Annotated in this window: 15 protein-coding genes; 4 read left to right on the top strand and 11 right to left on the bottom strand. The window is 72.7% G+C overall.

Annotated elements, in window-relative coordinates; translation table 11 throughout:
* Position 1 precedes the first annotated feature (1 nt).
* Both smc and ACTMTJ_RS06795 read right to left on the bottom strand, forming a co-directional pair.
* Positions 2–3,583: a chromosome segregation protein SMC gene (gene smc / locus ACTMTJ_RS06800; RefSeq protein ID WP_441215242.1), complete on the bottom strand. Its 3,582-nt coding sequence runs from the start codon at positions 3,581–3,583 to the stop codon at positions 2–4.
* Positions 3,584–3,770: 187 nt separating this feature from the next.
* Positions 3,771–3,965, bottom strand: a complete 195-nt coding sequence (locus tag ACTMTJ_RS06795; protein ID WP_173041801.1) for a hypothetical protein — start codon at positions 3,963–3,965, stop codon at positions 3,771–3,773.
* Positions 3,966–4,252: 287 nt separating this feature from the next.
* Between ACTMTJ_RS06795 and ACTMTJ_RS06790 the strand changes: the two genes are divergently transcribed.
* Genes ACTMTJ_RS06790 through ACTMTJ_RS06775 form a run of 4 tightly spaced genes read left to right on the top strand, consistent with a single transcriptional unit; the run spans position 4,253 to position 8,015 of the window.
* Positions 4,253–5,023: a CAP domain-containing protein gene (locus tag ACTMTJ_RS06790; RefSeq protein ID WP_441215241.1), complete on the top strand. Its 771-nt coding sequence runs from the start codon at positions 4,253–4,255 to the stop codon at positions 5,021–5,023.
* A 57-nt stretch (positions 5,024–5,080) separates the two neighbouring features.
* Entirely contained in the window at positions 5,081–6,457 is a 1,377-nt protein-coding gene (pelF, locus tag ACTMTJ_RS06785) for a GT4 family glycosyltransferase PelF (protein WP_441215240.1), read from the top strand.
* Complete coding sequence (locus tag ACTMTJ_RS06780; protein ID WP_441215239.1) at positions 6,454–7,593, top strand: hypothetical protein; 1,140 nt, start codon at positions 6,454–6,456, stop codon at positions 7,591–7,593. The genes pelF and ACTMTJ_RS06780 overlap by 4 nt, the downstream gene beginning before the upstream one ends.
* Positions 7,593–8,015, top strand: coding sequence for a spherulation-specific family 4 protein (locus tag ACTMTJ_RS06775; RefSeq protein ID WP_441215238.1), 423 nt, complete (start codon positions 7,593–7,595; stop codon positions 8,013–8,015). Before ACTMTJ_RS06780 ends, ACTMTJ_RS06775 begins: the two co-directional genes overlap by 1 nt.
* Before the next feature lie 10 nt (positions 8,016–8,025).
* Here ACTMTJ_RS06775 and ACTMTJ_RS06770 read toward each other — a convergent pair whose 3' ends face one another.
* The 9 genes from ACTMTJ_RS06770 to rsmD form a co-directional block, all read right to left on the bottom strand.
* Positions 8,026–10,254 carry an MMPL family transporter gene (locus ACTMTJ_RS06770; protein WP_441215237.1) on the bottom strand — a complete coding sequence of 743 codons (2,229 nt, stop codon included), beginning with the start codon at positions 10,252–10,254 and terminating at the stop codon, positions 8,026–8,028.
* Positions 10,255–10,861: 607 nt separating this feature from the next.
* The gene (gene mutM / locus ACTMTJ_RS06765; RefSeq protein WP_441215236.1) at positions 10,862–11,725 is read right to left on the bottom strand and encodes a bifunctional DNA-formamidopyrimidine glycosylase/DNA-(apurinic or apyrimidinic site) lyase; all 864 of its coding nucleotides are present in this window, start codon (positions 11,723–11,725) and stop codon (positions 10,862–10,864) included.
* The gene (gene rnc / locus ACTMTJ_RS06760) at positions 11,709–12,452 is read right to left on the bottom strand and encodes a ribonuclease III (RefSeq protein ID WP_441215235.1); all 744 of its coding nucleotides are present in this window, start codon (positions 12,450–12,452) and stop codon (positions 11,709–11,711) included. The genes mutM and rnc overlap by 17 nt, the downstream gene beginning before the upstream one ends.
* Positions 12,445–13,443, bottom strand: a complete 999-nt coding sequence (locus ACTMTJ_RS06755; RefSeq protein ID WP_441215234.1) for a phosphate acyltransferase PlsX — start codon at positions 13,441–13,443, stop codon at positions 12,445–12,447. The genes rnc and ACTMTJ_RS06755 overlap by 8 nt, the downstream gene beginning before the upstream one ends.
* Before the next feature lie 13 nt (positions 13,444–13,456).
* Positions 13,457–13,630: a 50S ribosomal protein L32 gene (gene rpmF, locus ACTMTJ_RS06750; RefSeq protein ID WP_441215233.1), complete on the bottom strand. Its 174-nt coding sequence runs from the start codon at positions 13,628–13,630 to the stop codon at positions 13,457–13,459.
* A 5-nt stretch (positions 13,631–13,635) separates the two neighbouring features.
* The gene (locus ACTMTJ_RS06745) at positions 13,636–14,199 is read right to left on the bottom strand and encodes a YceD family protein (protein ID WP_441215418.1); all 564 of its coding nucleotides are present in this window, start codon (positions 14,197–14,199) and stop codon (positions 13,636–13,638) included.
* A gap of 60 nt (positions 14,200–14,259) precedes the next feature.
* Positions 14,260–14,757 carry a hypothetical protein gene (locus ACTMTJ_RS06740; RefSeq protein WP_441215232.1) on the bottom strand — a complete coding sequence of 166 codons (498 nt, stop codon included), beginning with the start codon at positions 14,755–14,757 and terminating at the stop codon, positions 14,260–14,262.
* A gap of 116 nt (positions 14,758–14,873) precedes the next feature.
* Complete coding sequence (coaD, locus tag ACTMTJ_RS06735; protein WP_441215231.1) at positions 14,874–15,350, bottom strand: pantetheine-phosphate adenylyltransferase; 477 nt, start codon at positions 15,348–15,350, stop codon at positions 14,874–14,876.
* Positions 15,347–15,910 carry a 16S rRNA (guanine(966)-N(2))-methyltransferase RsmD gene (rsmD, locus tag ACTMTJ_RS06730; protein ID WP_441215230.1) on the bottom strand — a complete coding sequence of 188 codons (564 nt, stop codon included), beginning with the start codon at positions 15,908–15,910 and terminating at the stop codon, positions 15,347–15,349. The genes coaD and rsmD overlap by 4 nt, the downstream gene beginning before the upstream one ends.
* Positions 15,911–15,945: the final 35 nt, after the last annotated feature.

The following is a 15,945-nucleotide window of genomic DNA, read 5'->3' as shown; positions in this document are numbered from 1 at the left end:
CTCAGCCTTCCTCGTCGTTGGAGAGGCGCTGGCTGATCACCTCGGTGACACCGCTGCGCATGGTCACGCCGTACAGCGCGTCGGCGACCTCCATCGTGCGCTTCTGGTGGGTGATGATGATGAGCTGGCTCTTTTCGCGGAGCTGCGCCATCAGCGTGATCAGGCGGCCGAGGTTGACGTCGTCGAGGGCCGCCTCGACCTCGTCCATGATGTAGAACGGGCTGGGCCGCGCCCGGAAGATCGCGACGAGCATCGCCACCGCGGTGAGCGAGCGCTCGCCGCCGGAGAGCAGCGAGAGGCGCTTGATCTTCTTGCCGGGAGGGCGGGCCTCGACCTCGACGCCGGTGGTGAGCATGTCTTCCGGGTCGGTGAGCACCAGGCGGCCCTCGCCACCCGGGAAGAGCACCGTGAAGACCTGCTCGAACTCGCGGGCCGTGTCCTCGTACGCGCTGGTGAAGACCTCCAGGATGCGGTCGTCCACGTCCTTGACCACGGTGAGCAGGTCGCGGCGGGTGGCCTTGAGGTCTTCGAGCTGGTCGGAGAGGAACTTGAAGCGCTCTTCCAGCGCCGCGAACTCCTCCAGCGCCAGCGGGTTGACCTTGCCGAGCAGCGTCAGCTCGCGCTCGGCCTTCGCGGCCCGCTTTTCCTGCGTGGGGCGGTGGTAGGCGACCGGCTCCGGCGGTGTCTTGTCCTCGGCGAGTGCGGCGTTGACCTCGACCTGCGTCGGCGGCACCGGCTGCTGCGGGCCGTACTCGGCGACGAGCGTCTCGACGTCGAGCCCGAAATCCTCGGCCGCCTTGATCTCCAGCTGCTCGATGCGCATCCGCTGCTCGGCGCGGGCCACCTCGTCGCGGTGTACCTCGCTGGTGAGCCGCTCCAGGTCGGCGCCGAGGCGCTTGGCCGAACCCCGTACCTCGGACAGCTCGGCCTCGCGCGCGGACCGCGACTGGGCGATCTCGTCGCGGGTGCGTTCGGCGTCGGCCAGCGACACGGCGACGCGGGCGAGCGCCTCACGGGCGCCGACCTCGACGGCGCGGGCGATGTTGGCGCCGCGGGCCCGTGCGGCCCGGCGGGCGGCGGCCCGTTCGCGGGCGGCCCGCTCGGCGGCGGCCTGGCGGGCCAGCGAGTCGGCCCGGCCGGCGATGGAGGCGACCCGCTCCTCGGCGGTGCGGACCGCGAGGCGGACCTCCATCTCGTTTTGCCGGGCCTGTGGCACGGCGCCGGCGAGCTGGTCGCGCTCGTCGGTGTCCGGCTCCTCGTCGACCGCGGTGTCTTCGGCCAGCCGCAGCCGCTCCTCGAGGTCGTCGAGCGCGGCCAGGTCGCGCTCGCGGGCCTCCTCGGCCTTGGCCCGGGAGGCGGCGAGCCGCTCGGTCTCGGCCTTGGCGGAACGGGCGGCGGCGCCCAGCTCGGCGAGGCGGCGGGCGGCGGCGTTGCGGTGGCTCTCCGCCTCCTTGCGGGCGGCCGCCGCGACCGCGACGACCTCCTTGTGGGCGGCCACCTCGGCGCGGGCGGCGGTGAGCTCTTCCCGGGCGTCGGCCATGACGTCTTCGGCCTCGGCCCGGCGCGCCTTGGCCTCGTCGACCGCCGCCTGCACCTCGAGGTAGCTGGGTGCCTTGCCGGAGCCACCGGCGGCCGCGTAGGCGCCGACGACGTCGCCGTCGGGCGTGACCGCGCGCAGCTCCGGGTTGGCGGCCACGAGGCGGGTCGCGGCGGCGAGGTCGGGCACGAGCACGACGTCGCGCAGCGCCCGGTGTACGGCCGGGCGAATCTGGTCGGGGCAGCCGACCACGTCGGGGGCCCACACGGCGCCGTCAGGGAGGGCCGGACGGAGCGCGTCGAGCGACCCGATCATGCCGGGGCCGCCGGGGCTGCCGACCAGCAGGCTGGCCCGCCCGGCGTCTTGGATCTTGAGCAGCCGCATGGCTTCGGTCGCCTCGTCGACGCCGGCCACCGCGACCGCGTCGGCCAGGCCGCCCAGCGCCGCGGCGAGCGCGGCCTCGTGGCCGGGCCGGACCGTCAGCATGCCGGCGAGGCTGCCCAGCAGGCCGGGCACCTGGTCGGCGCGGGCCAGCAGCGCGCCCGCACCGTCCTTGCGGCGCAGGCTCATCGCCAGGGCGTCTTCGCGCGCTTTCCAGGTCGCGGCTTCCCTTTCCGCGGTCCGCTCGGCGTCGCTCAGCGCCCGTACGCGGGCGGCCGCCTCGTCGTGCGCGGCCACCGCCTCGGCGTGCTGGGCGTCGAGGTCGGCGTTGTCGCGGTCGGCCTCGCTGGAGAGCGCGGCCACGGCGTCCACTTCGGCCTGTGCCTTCTCGGCGCGCCCCTGGGCGTCCGAGTGGGCCGCGGCGAGCCGGGCGATCTCCTCGGCGGCGCTCGTCGTACGCGCGCGGGCGGCGTTGACCTGCCCGCTCAGCTTTGCCAGCCCTTCGCGGCGGTCGGCGATCGCCTTCGCGGCGGCGCGCAGGGCCCGCTCGGCGTCGGCGAGCTGCCGCTCCAGCTCCTGGCGGCGCTCGACGGCCTCGGCGAGGTGTGCCTGGTCGGCCTTGAGCGCGGCGCGCAGCTCGTCTTCCTGGGCCCGCACCCGCTCCGCCTCGGCGGCGAGCTGCTCCGGGTCGCGGCCGGGACGCTCGTCGTCGGGCGTGGCGGACAGGTGGCGCAGCCGCTCGCTGGCCAACTGCTCGGTCGAGCGGAAGCGCTCCTGCAAGGCGGACAGCTTGTACCAGGTGTCCTGCGCGGCGGCGAGCAGCGGGGCGTCTTCGGCCAGCGCCGCCTCGAGCTGGGCCAGCCGCCGCCCCACCTCGCCGTACTGGTGCTCGACGAGCTCGCGCCGCTCGCGCAGCGCGGTCTCGTCGGCGATCTCCTTGTCCAGAGTGGAGCGCAATGTGGACAGATCGTCAGCGAGCAGGCGGAGTCGGGCGTCGCGCAGGTCGGCCTGGATGCCGGCGGCACGGCGGGCCACCTCGGCCTGCTTGCCCAGCGGCTTGAGCTGGCGGCGCAGCTCCGCGGTCAGGTCGGTGAGCCGGTTGAGGTTGGCCTGCATCGCGTCGAGCTTGCGCAGCGCCTTTTCCTTGCGCTTGCGGTGCTTGAGGACGCCGGCCGCCTCCTCGATGAACGCGCGCCGGTCTTCGGGCTTGGCGTGCAGCACGGCGTCGAGCTGGCCCTGCCCCACGATGACGTGCATCTCCCGGCCGATGCCGGAGTCGGAGAGCAGCTCCTGGATGTCGAGCAGGCGGCAGGAGCTGCCGTTGATCTCGTACTCACTCTCGCCCGACCGGAACATCCGCCGCGTGATCGACACCTCGGTGTAGTCGATCGGCAACGCGCCGTCGGTGTTGTCGATGGTGAGCGTGACCTCGGCGCGGCCCAGCGGCGCGCGGCCGGCTGTGCCGGCGAAGATCACGTCTTCCATCTTGCCGCCGCGGAGCGCCTTCGCCCCCTGCTCACCGAGCACCCAGGCGATCGCGTCGACGACGTTGGACTTACCGGAGCCGTTGGGGCCCACCACGCAGGTGATGCCCGGCTCCAGTCGCAACGTCGTGGCGGAGGCGAAGGATTTGAAGCCCTTCACCGTCAGGCTCTTTAAATGCACGTCTTTCTATCCGCTCGCAGGGACTCTTCCATGGCAGGGTAACCCGACCTGGTACGACGCACTCGGCACGCCGCACGTATGCACAACGACAAAAAGCTGCGCGCCGCCACTTGTTGTGTCGGCGCGCGGTGTGTGCGATGCGATTGAGTTGTAGGCGGTGGGCGCCGGATGCCCGGCGCCCGGGAGGTCAGGTCAGAGCCGGTTCGGGCAGCCTCAGCAGGTCTCCTGCCTCGGCGGCGGCCGCCGCGAGCCGGTCGTTTTCTGCTCGCAGCCTGGTGACCTCGAACTCCAGTGCCTGAACCCTGGCACGCAGTCGGGTGACCTCGTCGAGGAGGCGCCGATCGGGCGCCGCACCAACGTGGCCGTAGAGGGCCTTCGCCATATCGTCTCCTTGTAATGCGCTGCCGGAGTGGCCGGCCAACGCGCGCCCAGCTATCTTCGCGACTATCAGCCCACGGGCACGCGTGGGCATGATTGGGCGCGACTGGCGACGCCCCTATACTCCGCCGATCCTCCCGCTTCGTCAAGTTAACCGGGCCCAGATCACCCCCGGATCCATGATCAAACGCTTCCTTGGCGGCGTCTTAGATCTTCCTTAGGGCGATTGCCCAGGTGGGAGCGCACCCGTACCGTCCGGCTCGGCCCAGTCCTGACTCTGGAAGGGATCCAATGGACGCCGATGCGCCCACGAGGCACACCGGCCGGCACCGGCCCACGCGCCGCCTGCCCGGCCCTCTCGCCCTCGCGGTGCTGGTCGGCGCCCTGCTGCTGGCCTTCGGCGCGGGCGCGGCGGTGCTCCGGCCCAACCTGACCGGTGGCGGCGATTCGGGGGGCGACCGGACGGCTTCCGAGCGCGCGGACGAAGCCGGCGGTACGGGCGGTTTCGGCGTCGCCGTGGCGGCGACCGCCACCCCGAGCCAGAGCCCGGACGCGAGCCCCAAGCCGACGCCCACCACCAAGGCCAAGCCGCGCACCACGACGAGCCCGACGCCGAAGCGTTCGCCGACCAAGACGACCACGCGCCCGGCGACGAGCGGCGGCAGCAGCCCGGCCCAGTCCGCCGACGAGAACAAGGTCGTCGAGATCACCAACCAGGAGCGGGCGGCCGCCGGCTGCGGCGCGGTCAAGGTCAACACCAAGCTCGCCGCCGCGGCCCGCCTGCACAGCCAGGACCAGGCCGAGCACAACAAGATGTCGCACACCGGCAGTGACGGCAGCTCGCCGTGGCAGCGCTCGGAGCGGGCCGGCTACACGAACGCGATCGGCGAGAACGTGGCCATGGGCTACCGCACCCCGGCCGCCGTCATGGACGGCTGGATGAACAGCGACGGCCACCGCGCCAACATCCTCAACTGCTCCGCGAAGGCGATCGGCGTCGGCCTGGCGTACGCGAGCGACGGCTCCCCGTACTGGACACAGATGTTCGGTTCTGTGGTCTGACCTGTCGCGTAGCTGACAGCTCAGCCGTTGGTTTCGACCTGGATCGTTGCCCCCTGCATGCGGGTAACGCTCATAACGGACGACTCCTACCCGTACGTCAAGGGTGGCCCCGGCGACTGGTGCCACCGGCTTGTGCACGGGCTCGACCGGCACACGTTCCACGTCGTCGCGCTCGGCTCCCACGAGCGGCGGGAGGCGGCGTACACCCTCCCGCCCAACGCGCTCCTCCACCCCCTCGGCGACCGCCGGCCCGCCCCCGCCGGGCGCCTGGCGCGGCACGGGCGGCGAAGGGCGGCCACCACGGCCGCCGTGCTGCTCTGCCGGGGGCTGTTGACCGACGGCGAGCAGGGCGCGGCGATGTTCGCCGAGAGCCTGCGCCTGCTCGCCGACCTGGCCGCCGCCGGCGGTGCCCCACTGCGCGGCGTACCCCTCCCCGACGTCCTGCTCGACGCCTGGCAGGCGGCCCGCTGCGAGCCGGCCCTCCCCCGCCTCTCGGTCCGCGACGCCCGCCGGGCGGCCGACCACCTCGACCGCGCGCTGCGGCCGCTCGCCGTGCGCCCGCCCGCCGCCGACCTCTGCCACGCCGTCGCCGCCGGCCCGGCGCTGCTGGTCGCGCTCGCCACCCGCTGGCGCGCGGGCACCCCGCTGCTGCTCACCGAGGACCGCCCGCCCGCTCTCGACGCGGCCGACGGGACGCCCGCGGTGAAGGCGGTGCTGCTCCGCTACCACCGGGCGCTGCGCCGCCTCGGGTACGCGGAGGCCGCGCTCGTCGCCTCGGCCAGCCGCTTCCACCAGCGCTGGGAGCTGCGCGACGGCGCCGACCCGGCCAAGGTCGTCGTGGTGCCGGGCGGCGTGGAGCCGGTGCGGTACGCGCCGCTGGAGACCGAACCACCCGCGCCGGCCGTCGTCTGGGTCGGGCAGATCGCGCCGCACAAGGACCTGCACACGCTGATCCGCGCGTTTCACCGGGTCCGCGAGGCGGTGCCGCACGCCGGACTCACCCTCGCCGGACCCACGACCGACATCGGGTACCTGGACACGTGCCGCCGCCTCGTGGAACGGCTCCGGCTCGGCGACAGCGTCACGTTCGCCGGTCCGGCCCCGTCCAGCCGCGAGGCGTACGCCGCCGGCCACGTCGTCGCCTCCTCCAGCATCGCCGAGCACACCCCCGACGCGCTCGTGGAGGCGATGCTCTGCGCGCGGCCGACGGTCAGCACCGACGTGGGCGCGGTGGCCGAGGCGGTGGGCGACGCGGGCGTGGTCGTGCCGCCCGGTGACCCGGTCGCGCTCGGCGCCGCCTGCGTCGAGCTGCTGCACGACCCGGAACGGCGGCGACGGCTCGGCGCGGCCGGGCGGGCGCGGGCGCTGCGCCTGTTCACAGTGGACGGGATGCGGCGCGCCTACGACCACCTGTACCGGGACGTGGCCGCGTGAAGGCACTCCACGAGCTGGCACAGCGCTTCGACAAAGGCGTGGCCGACGTCGACGAGCTCGTCGGGGCGCTGGAGGCGGCCGGCATCAACGACCAGGTGGCCGCCCGGCGGTACGGACAGCCCAGCGTCTTCGCGCTCGGCGAGGCGGTGCTCGCGCTGCTCGACCGGCCGCCGGCGCGCGCACCCCGCCCGAAGCCGTACCTGTGGGCCGCGCTCCGCCGCTCCGCGCTCCTGCTCACGCCGGTCGTCTGCGCCCTCGCCGCCGCGGACGAGCTGGCCCGCGTCGAGTGGCAGGTGCCCGCGCTCGCGGCCGTGCTCGGCTGGGCCGCCGCGCGCGGCTGGATGTACGCCGCCAGCGGTACCGCGCTGGTCATCGCCGCGTGCGCGCTGGCTCCCACCGCCGACCGGCCGCTGGCCGTCGGGGTGGGCCTGACCGGGTACGCGCTTGTCGCCGGGACGAGGGGCGGCCTGGGCTGGGCGGTGCCCGCCTGGCTGGCCGCCGCGGCGCTGCTGTCCGGCGCGTGGGACCGGGTGGAGATCCTTCCCGTCGCTGGCGGGCTGATGCTCGCCGGCGCGGTGCGGATCCACGCGCACGCCCCGTTCGCCGGTGTCGCCGCCGCGCTGTGCCAGGGCGCCACGGCGGTCCTCGTGTGGCGTGCGGCACCGGGCGCGGTGGTGCTCGCGCTCGGCGTACCCCTGCTGGTTTTCGTGGTGTGCTGGCACGAAGCCCGCGCCGCCACCGCGGCGGACGCGCACGACGACCTGCGGGCGTTCCACCGCGAGGTGCGCGACCTCGGCACGGTGACCGTGGGTGCGCTGGTGCCGCCGCTCGTGGCGGGCGTGGCACTGGGCGCGGCCGCGTACCGGCTGCCGTACTCGCTCTCCGGCCACCCCGGCGCGCGCGGCCTTGTGCTCGGGTGCGCGGCGGTGCTGCTGCTCGGCGGCGTGCTGGCGCTGACCGCGCTGCTCGCCGCGCGCGGGCGTCCGGCGGTGGCCGCGGTCGTCGCCGCCGGGCCGCTGTGCGCGCTCGCGGCCGGTGGCGCGCTGCTGCCGGCCACCGTCGCCGCGCTCGCCGTCACCTACGTGGCCGGTCTGGTGCTGGCCGCGCACGCCGTCTTCGACCCCGAGCGCTACTGATGGAGAAGTTCGCCAGGATCGACCTGGAGTACGGCGAGCGGCCGCTCGCGGACGTCCTCGACGCGGTGGAGCGGCTGGCCGCCGAGCCGCACGACGGGGTCTTCCTGGACCGCGCACCGGGCGACCGGGCCGGGCTGGGCGGTGTCGCGCTGGCGGTACGGGTGGCGCACCGGGTCGGGTTCGAGGTGGTGCTGCTCAACCCGGGGCGGCCGGTGGACCCGGGATACCGGGCGCTCGACGCCGCGATCTGCGTCTTCGACGGCGACTGGGCCGACTACCAGCGCTGGTCCGGCGAGGGCGCCGCGCCGGGCGACGGCCACCTCGTCTACGGCGTGCCGGCGGCCCAGGCCGAGACCGCGCGAAAGATGATGGAATGGCGCGGTGCGGGCTTCGGCGTGGTAGCCGAAACCCGCACCTGGTAGACGCCACTCCTTAGTGGACGGAGGCGAGCTCCCGCTCGGGCTCGCCGGCGTGCTTGGCCGGCGGGCGCTTGCGCAGGAAGCGCGGTGCCCACCAGTTGGCGTCGCCCAGCAGCGTCATCACCGAGGGCAGCACGACCGCCCGGATGATCGTCGCGTCGAGCAGGATCGCCGCCGCGAGGCCGATGCCGAGCTGCTTCATGTCGATCGTGCTGAGCGTGGCGAAGATGGAGAACACCGCCACCATCACGATCGCCGCGCTGCTCACCGTGCCCGCCGAGCTCGTGATGCCGTACGCCACGGCGTCCCGGTTGGACACTCCACGCTGGACAGCCTCGCGGATCCGGCTGACCACGAAGACGTGGTAGTCCATCGAGAGTCCGAAGAGGACCACGAAGAGGAAGAGCGGCAGCCACGTCACGATCGACTCCATCGACGTGAAGCCCAGCAACCCTTCCGCCCACGTGCCCTGGAAGACGAGCACCAGCAGGCCGTACGCGGCGCCGACCGAGAGCAGGTTGAGCAGGATCGAGGTCAGCGCGACCACCACCGACCGGAACGTCAGCACCATCACCACGAACGTGAGGATCAGCACGAACGCCATCACCAGCGGCAGCTTGTCCCGGATGTGTGCCGCGTAGTCCACGCTGCCGGCCACGTCGCCGCCGACCGCATAGTCCACCTTGGACAGCCCGGACATCGCCTCGGGGACGTACACGTCGCGCAGCTTGTCCAGCGACTGCCGGGCCTCGTCGGTGCGCGTGTGGTACGGCGTCGCCACTTGGAGCACGCTCACCGTGCCGTCGGCTGACTGCTCGATGTCCGGCCCGTCGGCCTCGACCGGTGCGAAGAGCGGGTCGCTCCCGGCCTTCTGCGCCAGCGCGGTCAACGCCGCCTTCACCTGTGCCGCCTCGGCCGCCGGCGCCTCCACCGCGAGGAAGTGTGCCGTGCCGGTGCTCGGGAACGCCGCGGTCAGCCGGTCGTACGCCTGCATGGCCGGCGTGGTGCGGGGCAGGTCCTCCATGCCCGGGAATTTCATCTTCATGCCCATCGCGGGCGCCGCGAGGGCCAGCAGCGCGCCGACCGAGAGGACCAGGGCGAGCAGCGGGCGGCGCAGCGCCGGGCGGAGCAGCGCCGGCCAGAAGCGGGGCGTGCCCGCGCGGCGGGCCTGAAGGCGCCACAGCAGCGGCACGCGCGGCCGGTCGACCCAGCGGCCGAGCTTGGCCAGCAGTGCCGGCAGCACGGTCAGCGAGCCGATCACCGAGACCGCGACCACCAGGATCGAGCCCACGGCCAGCGACGAGAACACCACGTCGGTGGCGAGGAAGAGCCCGGCCATCGCGATCATGACGGCGATACCCGAAACCACCACCGCGTGCCCGGACGTCTCCGCGGCGATCTCCACCGCGTCGAGGTGGGTACGTCCCTTGGCCCGTTCCTCCCGCTCGCGCTTGATGTAGAACAGCGAGTAGTCCACGCCCACCGCGAGGCCGATCAGCAGGATCACGCTGTTGGTGGTGTCGGTCGACGGCAGCAGGTGTGAGGCGAGCGTCGACAGCCCCATCGCCGCGAACACCGACGACATCGCCAGCAACACCGGCACACCGGCCGCGATGAGCGCGCCGAACGCGATGATGAGGATGGCGAGCGTGACCGGCAGGCTCAGCATCTCGGCCCGCTGGAAGTCCTCGCCGAGCGTGTCGTCGAGTGCCTTGCCGATGGACGGCCCACCGACCTCTTCGATCCGCACCTGCGGGTGCGCCTCCTGGAGAGCCGCGGTGGTGTCCTGAAGCGGCTGGAGCCGATCCGAGGCGGTGTCCGGGTCACCGCTCATGGTGACCCCGATCAGCAGCGCCGAACCATCCCGCGCCGGCACCGGCTCGTCCACTTTGGCCACACCTTCGGTGGCCTTCATCTTGGCGATCGCGTCGGCCGCCGCCGCGTCCGCCGCCGCCCGGTTCAACTGTCCACTGGGGGCGGTGATGAGGACGTTCTCCACCGCCGGGTCTTCGAAGTCACCGTGAATCTCGATCACCGACGCCCGACCGGCCTCGCCGATCGCCTGGTCCTCGTCGGTCGCCTCGTTGAGGCCGGCCGCGCTGCCCCCCACGAAGCACACCGCCACGAACACCACCCACAGCGCGATGGCGCGCCACGGGTGCTCCGCGCTCCATCGCGCGACCCGCACCGTTACCGGTCGCTTGCCCATCCCGGGCTCCCCCTCCGCCAGTCTCTTGTTCACAGCACCTGACGCTAGGGATCGGGACGCTCAGCTACATCCGGGTCCGACCCGCCCCGGCCCCGGAAGTCGGACCTCGGGGAATACCCCGACGAGAGGCCGCCGGCATAGGGGGTCGCCTGCTCCTAAAGATCAGTTCCCGAGCTACCGCGACGCCCGTCGTGGTCGCTCTCCGTCGCTCCCGCGGCCTCACCCATTCGCTGTTGCTCGCGGTTACCCCTGTTTCGCCTCCGGCGGGACCTTTCCTGAGCGGGTGTGGCTCGTTCGGTGCCCTCGTAGTCGCCTAGGTCTTGGGCTTGGCATCCCGCCATTCGGGGGAACGTGCTCGACATGTGGACCGCGCCATGATCGTTAGCCCTGTAGCTGTGTGACACGCCGAGGACAGTACGGATTTCGGGCTAACGATCATCGCGACGCAAGTGGTCGCCGGGCTTGCTGGGCGGGTGCCCACTAAAGGGAAGCAGAGCAAAGGGGTTCACGCGCACACCCTGTCTTAGCCGAGGTCTGTGGGCCTGGCGCGACCACCTGGAGTGCGTGACCAGCAGCGGACGGGTGAGGCCGCGGGAGCAGCGGTCCGGACCACCGCGGACGTCGCGGTAGCCCACGCCTTCTAAGGGGTGGCTCTGATCGGGCGGCGGGGGCGGGGTTGGCAGCGGGGGCAGCTGAAGGAGGAGCGGTTCATGAAGGGCTCGCGGCGGATGGGTGCGCCGCAGCGGTTGCAGGGCTCGCCCTCGCGGCCGTAGACGTTGAGCGAGCGGTCGAAGTAGCCGCTCTCCCCGTTGACGTTGACGTAGAGCGCGTCGAAGCTCGTGCCGCCCGCGACCAGCGCCTCGGAGAGCACCTCGCGGACGTGGCCGAGCAGCCGCGCGACCGCCGGCTTGGTGATGGCGTCGGTGGGGCGGACGCCGTGCAGTTTGGCGCGCCACAGTGCCTCGTCGGCGTAGATGTTGCCGACGCCGGAGATCAGGGTCTGGTCGAGCAGGGCGCGCTTGACCTCGGTGTGCTTGCGGCGCAGGTTGGTCACGAAGTCGGCGTCGGAGAAGAGCGGGTCCATCGGGTCGCGGGCGATGTGCGCGATCTCCGCGGGCAGCTCGGCGCCGCCGGGCGAGACCGACAGGCCGCCAAACGTGCGCTGGTCGACGAAGCGCAGCTCCGGGCCGTCGTCGTCGAAGCGGAAGCGGATCCGCAGGTGTGCCTCGTCGGGCGCGTCGTCGGGCTGGAAGAGCAGCTGGCCGGACATGCCGAGGTGGCCGATGATCGCGTCGCCCGAGTCGAGGGGGAGCCACAGGTACTTGCCGCGGCGGCACACGTCGACCACCGTGTGGCCGGAAAGTACCGCGGCGAAGTGGTCGGCGCCGGGCAGGTGGCGGCGGATGGCCCGCGGGTGGCGCACCTCCACCGACGCGATCCGCCTCCCCGTCACCCACTTGGCCAGGCCCTGTCGGACGGTCTCGACCTCAGGAAGCTCCGGCATTGTCCCCTCCGACCGCCTCGCCGAACTTGGCGGACAGCGTGCGGTAGGCCGCCTCGGCCGCCCGCTGCTCGGCCTCCTTCTTGCTGCGTCCCTCGGCCCCGCCGTAGCGGTCGCCGGCCACGACCACCCACGCCGTGAAGGTCTTGGCGTGGTCGGGGCCGGCCTCGTCGATCCGATACTCCGGCACGCCCAACCCGAGCGAGGCGGTGAGCTCCTGGAGGCTCGTCTTCCAGTCGAGGCCCGCGCCGCGGCCGGCCGACTCGGCCATCAGCGGGTCGAACAGGCGGTGGATCACCTCGGCGGCGATGTCCAGGCCGTACTGGAGGTAGATCGCGCCGAGCAGCGCCTCCAGCGTATCGGCGAGGATGCTCGCCTTGTCGCGGCCGCCCGTGGTCTCCTCGCCCTTGCCGAGCAGCAGGTACGGCCCGAGGCCGCTCGGGCCCAGCCCGCGTGCCACGTCGGCGAGCGCGCGCATGTTGACCACGCTGGCGCGGAGCTTGGCGAGCTGGCCCTCGGGCAGGTCGGGGTGGTTGTGGAAGAGCGCGGTCGTGATCACCACACCCAGCACCGAGTCGCCGAGGAACTCCAACCGCTCGTTGGTCGGCAGGCCCCCGTTCTCGTACGCGAAGGAACGGTGGGTCAGCGCCCGTTCCAGCAGCTCCGCGTCGAAGGCGACGCCGAACGCCGTCTCCAGGTGGTCGGCCGGCGGCCGCTTGCGCTTATCCATGACTCACCCCTAGCAGCGTGGCGATCTCGGTGGCCGCGGCGCGGCGGTGCAGATGTGCGGCGAGTGCGATGCCCGAGGCGACGTCCGCCCCAGTCGCGGCGCCATGGCAGACGATGACGACGCCGCCGACCCCGACCAGCGCCGCCGCCCGCGGCGGCGCCTCGATCCGGTCCGGGCGACATCTGATGTACGTGCCCTCGATGCCCTTGAGCAGCACGTTACCGGTGAACCCATCGGCGACGATCACGTCGGCGCGCTCACCGAGCGACGCTTCGTAGCCCTCGACGAGCCCGATGTAGCGGGCCTCGGAGGGCAGGGTCTGCGCGGCGATGAACGGGTCGGCGGCGCGCCGGACCCGGTCTCCCTTGCCCGGCTCGGTGCCGATCGACAGCAGGCCGACGCGGGGACGCTTCACCTGGTGGACGGTGGCGGCGTACGCGGCGCCGAGCGCGGCGTGGCGGGCCAGCGTGCCGGGGCGCGCCTCGACGGAGGCACCCACGTCGAGCAGCACCACGGGACCGGCCTCGGCCGGAAGGGTGGCGACCAGCGCCGGGCGGCGTACCCCGGCCCAGCGGCCGAGGCCGAGCACGGCGGCGGTGACGGTCGCGCCGCTGGCCCCGGCCGAGACGACCGCGTCGGCGCTGCCCTCCGCCACAGCGGCGACGGCCGCGCGGACGGTGGTGTCCGGGCGCTTGGCGCCGGTGGGCGCGTCGGCCATGCCGACCACCGCCCGCACCGGGCGCACGGCGACCCGGCCGCGGTCTGCCGGTGAGAGCGCGCCAACCAGCTCGCCGGCCACTTCAGGTGGGCCGACGAGCAGGAGGTGGAGGTCGGGATCGGCGTCGCATGCCCGCAGAGCGCCGTCAACCACGACGGCGGGTGCCCCGTCCCCGCCGAGGAGGTCAACGGCGATCCGCGCGATGCCAGGCTCAAGGGGAAGGCCAGCCTGCCCCGGTGCCTGTGCTTCCCGACCCGTGGTCGGGTCTGTCACGCGCGGCTGAGCGTCAGACCTCGATGATCTGACGGCCGTTGTACGTGCCGCAGACAGTGCACGCCGCGTGCGGGAGCTTCGGCGAGCGGCACTGCGGGCACGCCACCGTCGCCACCGCCGTGGCCTTCCACTGCGCCCGGCGCGACCGGGTGTTACTGCGCGACATCTTCCGCTTGGGGACCGCCACGGTTCTTACTCCTCTTTCTGGTGCAGTTGAGTCAGAGCCGCCCACCGGGGGTCGACCTGCTCGTGGCTGTGGCCAGCCGGCAGCTCGTCCCAGTGGACCCCGCACTCGGGGCACAGCCCTGGACAGTCTTCTCGGCACAGCGGGGTGACCGGCAGTGCGAGCACCACCGCGTCCCGCAGCACCGGCTCCAGGTCGATCAGGTCTCCCTGTAGCCGGCCGACCTCGTCTTCGTCGGCCGTCTCGTCCGTGGTGCTGTGCTCGTAGGCATACAGCTCCTGGATCGTGACGGCCACCGTGTCGCTGATCGGGCGCAGGCACCGGCCGCACTCGCCCGCCACGGGGGCGGACGCGGTGCCGGAGACGAGCACGCCCTCGGAGACCGACTCCATCCTCAGGTCGAGGGTGAGATCGGCGCCTTCGGGCACCCGGATCAGCTCCAGCCCGAGGTCTGCCGGTGCCGGCACCACCCGCGTGACCGTACGCATCGCACCAGGCCGGCGTGGGAGCTCCCTCGTGTCGAGGACCAGCGGCGACCTGGGGTCGAGGTGGATCTGCGCGTGATTGGGCATCATGAGACTCCGGCCTGGTAGGAGGCCGACGGTCTACGGTACCTGAGGCCGATCTCAGTATCAAAACGGCAGTGGCCGCTCGTTTTCCTCGCCGGTGAAGGTGCCGATCTCGCGGAGCGCGTGCATCTTGTCGCGGCCCCGCTCGATCGAGGCGAGCGCCCGGGTGAGGAACTGCTCGAAGTTGGCCAGCGCGGTGTCGACGTAGTCGTCGACCTCCGCGCGCAGCCGCTGGGCCTCCGCGCGGGCCTCGCCGACGATCCGGGCGCCCTCGTGCTCGGCGGAGACGGTGATCTCGTTGACCGACACGAGACGGGCGTGCTCGGCCTCACCCTCGCCGATGATCCGGTCGGCCTCGCGGCGACCCGCGTCGATGATCTTGTCACGCTCGTCAAGCAGAGCCGTGGCCCGCCGCAGCTCGCTGGGGAGCTCGGCGCGGAGCTGGTCGAGGGCGTTGATCATCTCACTGCGGTCGACCATGCAGTTGGTGCGCGACATGGGGACCGACCGGGCGGCCTCCACGATCGCGATGATCTCGTCGATGCGGTCGAGCGGGTCCACCTGCGCCTCACTCCTGTCGTTCCACAGCCGACCTTCACATGATGCGGGTGCTCACCTCATGATGCGGCCCCGGGGCGCAGGGTACGCCCACCGGTTGTCCGCCGGGCGCGTCGTGGTTACGACGCCAGGCGCTCGGTCAGGTGTACCGCCACCACGTCCGGCACATGCGCCGACACGTCGCCGCCCCACTTCGCGACCTCCTTGATGAGGCTCGACGAGATGAACGAGTACAGCGGGTTGGTCGGCATGAAGAGGGTCTCGACGCCGGCGAGCCCGATGTTCATCTGCGCCATCTGGAGCTCGTAGTCGAAGTCGCTCACCGCGCGCAGGCCTTTGACCACCACGGCCGCGTCCTGCGCGCGGCAGAAGTCGACGAGCAGGCCCCGGAACGACAGGACCCGCACGTTGTCGTACCCCTTGGTGACCTCGCGCAGCATGTCTATGCGCTCGTCCTCGGTGAAGAGGCCGGTCTTCGCCTGGTTGATCAACACACCGACGATGACCTCGTCGAAGAGCCGGCTGGCCCGGCCCACGATGTCCAGGTGCCCGTTGGTCACCGGGTCGAAAGAGCCGGGACACACCGCACGTCTCACGATCGGCGACCGTACCAAAGCGTTGTCTCCCCATATCGTCGGCTGTGCTCGGCGGTGATTCCTTTCACCCAGGTCAAGACCCCGGAGCGAGTGGAGCGCTCGATCACGACCACGGCCTCCGGGGCCAGCCAGCCGCCGTCGACGAGCGCGGCCTGCACGGCGGTGAGCTCCTCGTCGGGTGCCGCGTACGGCGGGTCGGCGAAGACCACGTCGTAGGCACCCCCCTCCGGCCCGTCGGCCAGTGCGCCGCTCACCTTGGCCGTGACCAGCCGGGCGGCGGGGCCGACGCCGAGCGCCGCGATGTTTTGCCGGACGACCCGGGCCACCCGCGCGTCGGATTCCACCAGCAGCACGTGCGAGGCGCCCCGGGAGAGCGCCTCGAGGCCGACCGCGCCGGAGCCGGCGTAGAGGTCGGCGACCCGCGCTCCCTCCAGGTCGACCATCGACTCCAGCGAACTGAAGAGCGCCTCGCGCACCCGATCGGAGGTGGGACGCGTGCGGTCGCCGACGGGCGCCGCGATCCGGCGGCCGCCGAGGGTGCCGGCCACGATGCGGGTCATGGGAGTGACGCTACGCTACGCGGCGGCCAAGTCAC

This window comes from Phytohabitans sp. LJ34, from assembly GCF_052068095.1.
Lineage (GTDB): Bacteria > Actinomycetota > Actinomycetes > Mycobacteriales > Micromonosporaceae > Phytohabitans.
The sequence above is the reverse complement of the archived record's forward strand: the minus strand, read 5'-3'. Positions and strand labels throughout refer to the sequence as shown.